The organism is Erwinia psychrophila (assembly GCF_039023475.1).
In the GTDB taxonomy this organism is placed as follows: Bacteria; Pseudomonadota; Gammaproteobacteria; order Enterobacterales; family Enterobacteriaceae; genus Erwinia.
Genome location: NZ_JBCHVB010000006.1, coordinates 258,691 through 265,291 on the forward strand (window position 1 = coordinate 258,691; position 6,601 = coordinate 265,291).

Consider the following 6,601-nt stretch of genomic DNA (forward strand, 5'->3'; position numbering starts at 1 on the left):
TTTCAGGGTGTGCCTCTTTTTCTGTCAACGGCGACAGGCTTGTGCTGATACGGCATTTCTTTACAGGAAAATTAACGACTTCGCTTGCCGGGTACGGTTTATCTCGCTGAAAGCGTTTAGAATCAGTGAGGGATTCCTTCAGGAGCAGGACATGAGCCAACGTGGATTAGAAGCGCTGTTGAAACCGGGGTCGATTGCGGTCATTGGCGCCTCAGTGCGGCCCGGCCGGGCGGGTTACCTGATGATGCGTAACCTGCTCGCCGGGAGCTTCAGCGGCGCGGTACTGCCCGTCACGCCGAAATACAAAGCGGTATGCGGCGTGCTCGCCTGGCCGGACGTCGCCAGCCTTCCCGTTTCGCCCGACCTCGCCGTTATCTGTACGCATGCCAGCCGCAACCTCGACCTTTTGCAGGCGCTCGGCGAGCGTGGCTGTAAGGCCTGCATTATCCTTTCCGCGCCGGAGAGCCAGCTTGATGCCCTGCGGCAGTGCGCCAGCCAGTGGCAGATCCGTCTGCTCGGCCCCAACAGCCTTGGCCTTCTCGCGCCGTGGCAGGGACTGAACGCCAGTTTTTCACCGGTGCCCATCGTGCCGGGCAAGCTGGCTTTTATCTCCCAGTCCGCCGCCGTCTCTAACACTATCCTTGACTGGGCGCAGCAGCGAAAGCTGGGGTTCTCCTGGTTTATCGCGCTGGGTGACAGCCTGGACATTGACGCCGATGACCTGCTTGACTTCCTGGCTCGCGACGGCAAAACCAGCGCGATACTGCTTTATCTGGAGCACATCAGCGACGCCCGCCGGTTTGTGTCAGCGGCCCGGAGCGCCGCCCGTAATAAACCGATTCTGGTGATCAAGAGCGGGCGGAGCCAGCAGGCGCAGAAACTTCTGAAGACGCACGCTGGCCTCGACGCCGCCTGGGATGCCGCGATTCAGCGTGCCGGCATGCTGCGCGTGCAGGATACCCATGAACTCTTCTCCGCCGTTGAAACGCTCAGCCATATGCGTCCCCTGCGGGGAGAGCGCCTGATGATTGTCAGCAACGGCGGTGCGCCGGCTGCGCTGGCGCTGGACGCCCTGGAGGCCCGCAACGGCAAGCTCGCCAGCCTGAGTGAGGAAGTCCTTACTGACCTTCGTGAGCTGCTGCCCGATGGCGTTAACGCCGGTAATCCCCTGGATCTCAGAGACGATGCTACCGCAGAACGCTATCTGCAAACGGTGCTCCGCCTGCTCGATAGTCAGGATCTTGATGCGCTGATGATTATTCACTCTCCCAGCGCCGTTGCGCCAGCGACGCCTACCGCGCAGAAATTACTGGATGCGATTAAAGCGCACCCAAGGGCGAAGCAGGTGACGTTGCTCAGCAACTGGTGCGGGGAATTCTCCTCTCAGGAAGCGAGAAGGCTCTTCAGCGATGCAGGGATTCCTACCTACCGTACGCCGGAAGGCACCGTCACCGCCTTTATGCATATGGTTGAGTACCGGCGCAACCAGAAGCAGCTGCGCGAAACGCCCGCCCTGCCCGCGAATCTGACCGCCAATACGGCAGATGCCCACCGGCTGATCCGTCAGGCGCTGGATGAGGGCGCAACCACGCTGGATACCCACGAGGTTCGGGAGATCCTCCAGGCCTATGGGCTGAGCACCCTGCCCACCTGGATCGCCAGCGACAGCGCGGAAGCCGTCCATATTGCCGGTCAGATTGGCTATCCCGTCGCCCTGAAGCTTCGGTCCCCCGATATTCCGCACAAATCGGAAGTTCAGGGCGTCATGCTCTATCTTCGTACCGCCGGCGAGGTGCAGCAGGCGGCTGAAGCTATTTTTGATCGCGTTAAGTTTGCCTGGCCTCAGGCGAATATTCACGGTTTGCTGGTGCAAAGTATGGCCAACCGGGCCGGGGCGCAGGAGCTGCGGATTGTCGTCGAGCAGGATCCGGTTTTCGGCCCGTTAATCATGCTTGGCGAAGGCGGAATTGAGTGGCAGGCGGATAAGCAGGCCGTTGTCGCGCTGCCACCGCTGAATATGACGCTGGCCCGCTATCTGGTCATCCAGGCGATCAAAAGCGGAAAAATTCGTGGCCGTAGCGCGCTTCGTCCGCTGGATGTTGCCGGAATCAGCCAGGTTCTGGTACAGGTTTCCAACCTTATTGTGGATTGTCCCGAAATTGTGCGGCTGGATATTCACCCGCTGCTCGCCTCCGGCAGTGAGTTCTCTCTGCTGGACGTCACCCTGCAACTGGCCGACTTCCAGGGCGATCCTGAAGCCCGGCTGGCGATCCGGCCCTATCCTCACGCGCTTGAAGAACCGGTACAGCTGAAAAACGGTCAGCGCTGTCTTTTCCGGCCGATCCTGCCGGAGGATGAACCGCAGCTGAGAGAATTTATTGCGCAGGTGACCAAAGAAGATCTGTATTATCGCTACTTTAGCGAGATCAACGAGTTCTCCCATGATGATTTGGCTAACATGACCCAGATCGACTACGATCGGGAAATGGCCTTTGTCGCTGTTCGCCAGCAGGCAGGTAAAGAAGAGATTATCGGCGTGACGAGAGCCATCTCCGATGCGGATAATATTGATGCGGAGTTTTCGGTACTGGTACGATCCGATCTGAAAGGACTGGGCTTGGGGCGACGACTGCTGGAAAAGATGATTATCTATACCCGCCAACACGGCCTCGACCGTCTCAACGGCATTACTATGCCGGGCAACCGGGGCATGATCGCGCTGGCGCGCAAGCTCGGATTCGCGGTCGATATTCAGCTGGAGGATGGCATCGTCAGCCTGTCACTTCCCCTTACGCCGCCGCACCGATAATGTCTGGAAACGTAAAACTGGTCCCCTCAGCGTGAACTAATGGTAATATTAGCGGTTAGGGTGATGATTTTAAGGCAAAAGGCCATTCCATGAACAGAGAAGATACGCATTGTGATGTTGTCCAAATTTAAACGCAATAAACACCAACAGCACCTTGCGCAACTGCCCAAACTGTCTCAGTCGGTTGCTGATTTCACCACGCTGTATTCACCTGCGGAGTTCCGGCAGACGCTGCTGGAGAAAATCGCGGGTGCGGAACGGCGTATCTGTATCGTTGCGCTTTATCTGGAAAACGATGATGGTGGACGTGCCATACTGTCGGCGCTTTATGAAGCCAAACGTCGGCGACCGGCGCTGGATATCTGCATTCTGGTTGACTGGCATCGTGCGCAACGTGGCCGCATCGGCGCGGCGCAAGGAGCGACGAACGCTGACTGGTATTGCGAAATGGCCGATCGGGATCCTGAATTAGCCATTCCGGTTTATGGCGTACCGGTAAATACCCGCGAGGCATTAGGCGTGCTGCATCTCAAAGGCTCGATTGTCGATGATACGCTGCTCTATACCGGCGCCAGCCTGAACGATGTCTACCTTCATCAGCATGATAAATACCGCTACGACCGCTATCAGCTAATCACCAACCCCAAGCTGGCTGATACGCTACTTCACTGGATCGATAAAAATCTTATTCAGGCAGACGCCGTACATCGTCTGGATAAACATGAACGGCCAAAAAGTCCGGAAATCAAAAATGAAACCCGCCAGTTCCGCCAGGATCTTCGCGGCTTCGATTATGAATTTCACGGCAATGCGACCAACGAACAGCTGGCCGTCACGCCGCTGGTAGGCCTGGGCAAGCGCAGCCTTCTGAATAAGACCATATTCCATCTGATGCCCTGCGCCGAGCAGAAGCTGACGCTCTGTACGCCCTATTTTAATATGCCTGCCATTCTGGCCCGCAATATTATCTGGCTACTGCGACGCGGCAAGGCCGTGGAGATCATCGTCGGTGATAAAACCGCCAATGACTTTTATATTCCGGAAGATCAGCCGTTCAAGATCATCGGCGCGCTTCCCTATCTGTATGAGATCAATCTCCGCCGTTTCCTGAGCCGGCTGCAATATTATGTCACCAACGGGCAGCTAACGGTGCGCCTCTGGAAGGATGGCGAAAACAGTTATCATCTCAAAGGGATGTGGGTCGATAATGAATGGATGTTGATCACCGGGAATAACCTGAACCCCCGCGCCTGGCGACTCGATCTTGAGAATGCGATCCTGATCCACGATCCTCTTGGGCAGCTTGCCGATCAAAGTGAGAAGGAGCTGGCGCTGATCCGTGAACATACGACGGTTGTCAGCCACTTCAGGGAGCTTGAAAGCATTGCGGATTACCCGTTAAAAGTTCGCAAGCTTATTCGTCGCCTGCGCCGAATCCGCATAGACAGGCTAATCAGCCGTATCCTGTAGTTCGCTTTTTTGTTATTTCAGGCCTTGCGGTATACGCAGGGCCTTTTTACAGGAAAGAACGATGCGCACTATTTTGCTTCTCGCCACGCTGTGCTGCACGGGCTGTACCCATATGGCCGGGGATAAATGGACAGGGCCGGATAAGGCTCAGCATTTTATCGCTTCAGCTTTCGTCGCCGCATCGGGTAACGCATGGGGTGAACAGCAAGGCTGGCGTGACCGGCACAGCGGCAGTTTCGGCCTGATGTTTTCCATCACTTTGGGTGTCGCAAAAGAGCTGTATGACAGCCGTGAAGCCGGATCGGGCTGGAGCTGGAAAGATCTCAGCTGGGATGTAGCCGGTGCTGCCACCGGCTACGCATTATGGAATATCGGGCAGTAATCAGAGCCGTACGCCCTTCCCTTTCCGGTGCAGCATAAGCGAGACCAGGAAGGCGACCGCCCCCATCGCAGAAACGTACCAGAAGAAGCTGGTTTCATTTCCCATCCCCTTGAGCAGCAGGGCTACATATTCCGCCGATCCGCCAAAGAGTGCATTCGCTACCGCATAAGAAAGCCCCACGCCCATCGCCCTGACTTCCGGGGGGAACATTTCGGCCTTGAGAATACCGCTGATAGAGGTGTAAAAGCTGGTAATAATCAGTGACGTCATTACCAGCGCGAAGGCGATAACGGGACTTGATACGTCTTGCAATAATGTCAGAACGGGCACGGTACAGATTGCGGCCAGTCCCCCAAAAATCAGCATAGCGCTGCGGCGACCAATCTTATCTGAAAGTCCGCCGATGACCGGCTGGATCAGCATAAAAACGAAAAGCGCCGCGGTCATCAGGCCGCTGGCGGTTTTCGTTTCCATTCCGGCAGTATTGACCAGGTACTTTTGCATATAGGTAGTGAAAGTATAAAAGCTTAGCGAGCCGCCAGCGGTAAACCCCAACACCATGATAAAAGCGCGGCGATGCTTCCACAGCCCTTTCAGCGAACCGGCATCTTTATGTTCACGCGTAGCCCGATCGGAAGTTTCATTCAGGGAGCGGCGAAGAAAAAGCGCCACCACCGCCAGCACCGCGCCGAGCGCAAAGGGGATCCGCCATCCCCAGGCCCTGAGCTCGCTATCTGAAAGGATATGCTGAAGCACAACGACGGTCAGTAACGCCATCAGCTGTCCGCCGATTAGCGTGACGTACTGGAATGAGGCATAGAATCCTTTCTTACCTTCTGCCGCCACTTCACTCATATAAGTGGCGCTGGTGCCATATTCCCCACCGACGGATAATCCCTGGAACAGGCGGGCCAGCAGCAGCAATACAGGTGCCCATAAGCCTATCGCGTTGTAGCCAGGCAGGCAGGCGATCACCAGCGATCCGAAGCACATCATGCAAACGGAAATCAGCATAGATGTTTTACGACCATGCTTATCCCCTATGTAGCCGAACAGCCAGCCGCCAATCGGGCGCATCAGAAAACCTGCCGCAAAAATGCCCGCCGTTTGCAGCAGCTGAGTATTAGGGTTATCTGAGGGGAAAAAAACATGCGCGAAATAGAGGGAGCAAAATGAATAAACGTAAAAGTCGAACCACTCAACCAGATTACCTGAAGAAGCGCCAACGATAGCCCGGATCCTTTGACCTGTTGTGATCGCGACGGGCGAGTCTTCTGACGGATGCCCGGTATTTATATCTGCCATATCTCCCTCTCAATGTTTATTCGTTATTATCATCAGCCTGTTAACTGAAGAGTAACACGGCATATAACAATTCAGAAAGATATCTATAAGCCTGGCTAATGGTTTGTTGCGCAGGCTGGTAAACAGGTGAAAAGAAAGGGGGCAGGCTGAAAGCGGTAACTTTTTGCTGACGGGCTGGCGGGCTGACGGAAATAATGCTGAAGAATTTGCCTTAAGTAAGAGTAATAAAGGGTGGATTTCCATCACTGAACGCAGGATGAAGCGCTCGATTTCCCCGATCGCTACTCTGGCAGACAGAAAATTACCAAAATATGGATACAGTGGCGGGGAAAGAGTGAAAACCTGACCGCGACAGCAAAATTCCGGAGCGGATACAGTACCGGCGTGGCGCAGGCAGGTTCAACGTGCACACGGATGGCCCTCTCCTGCCGCCCCGTAACGCAAAAAAACCTGACCGTCAGATGACGCTTAAGGATTTGCCGGAGGAGGTAACGGTATGGGCGGCGAGAGCTTACCGTTACAGGCCAGATTTATCTGCTGTTAGGCTCAGGGTTTCGCAGGAATACCGGGGATGGGAGGAGTACAGTACCGGCGTGGCGCGGGCAGGTTCAACGTGCACACGGATGGCCGTGTTC

4 protein-coding genes are annotated in these 6,601 nt (G+C 55.6%); 3 read left to right on the plus strand and 1 reads right to left on the minus strand.

Translation table 11 applies throughout. The features are described from left to right. The first annotated feature begins 151 nt into the window (after nucleotides 1–151). The 3 genes from AAH446_RS15710 (at nucleotide 152) to AAH446_RS15720 (ending at nucleotide 4,661) form a co-directional block, all read left to right on the plus strand. Nucleotides 152–2,809, plus strand: a complete 2,658-nt coding sequence (locus tag AAH446_RS15710) for a bifunctional acetate--CoA ligase family protein/GNAT family N-acetyltransferase (RefSeq protein ID WP_342907613.1) — start codon at nucleotides 152–154, stop codon at nucleotides 2,807–2,809. Between the two features lie 114 nt (nucleotides 2,810–2,923). Further along, nucleotides 2,924–4,279, plus strand: a complete 1,356-nt coding sequence (pssA, locus tag AAH446_RS15715; protein ID WP_342907628.1) for a CDP-diacylglycerol--serine O-phosphatidyltransferase — start codon at nucleotides 2,924–2,926, stop codon at nucleotides 4,277–4,279. Between the two features lie 61 nt (nucleotides 4,280–4,340). Then, nucleotides 4,341–4,661, plus strand: a complete 321-nt coding sequence (locus AAH446_RS15720) for a YfiM family lipoprotein (RefSeq protein ID WP_342907614.1) — start codon at nucleotides 4,341–4,343, stop codon at nucleotides 4,659–4,661. Here AAH446_RS15720 and AAH446_RS15725 read toward each other — a convergent pair whose 3' ends face one another. Next, the gene (locus tag AAH446_RS15725; RefSeq protein WP_342907615.1) at nucleotides 4,662–5,966 is read right to left on the minus strand and encodes an MFS transporter; all 1,305 of its coding nucleotides are present in this window, start codon (nucleotides 5,964–5,966) and stop codon (nucleotides 4,662–4,664) included. Nucleotides 5,967–6,601: the final 635 nt, after the last annotated feature.

What these genes read in the sequence shown, in the direction of transcription:
- AAH446_RS15710 (WP_342907613.1), top strand. Translation starts at nt 152, where the DNA reads ATGAGCCAACGTGGATTAGAAGCGCTGTTGAAACCGGGGTCGATTGCG.
- pssA (WP_342907628.1), top strand. Translation starts at nt 2,924, where the DNA reads ATGTTGTCCAAATTTAAACGCAATAAACACCAACAGCACCTTGCGCAA.
- AAH446_RS15720 (WP_342907614.1), top strand. Translation starts at nt 4,341, where the DNA reads ATGCGCACTATTTTGCTTCTCGCCACGCTGTGCTGCACGGGCTGTACC.
- AAH446_RS15725 (WP_342907615.1), bottom strand. Translation starts at nt 5,966, where the DNA reads ATGGCAGATATAAATACCGGGCATCCGTCAGAAGACTCGCCCGTCGCG.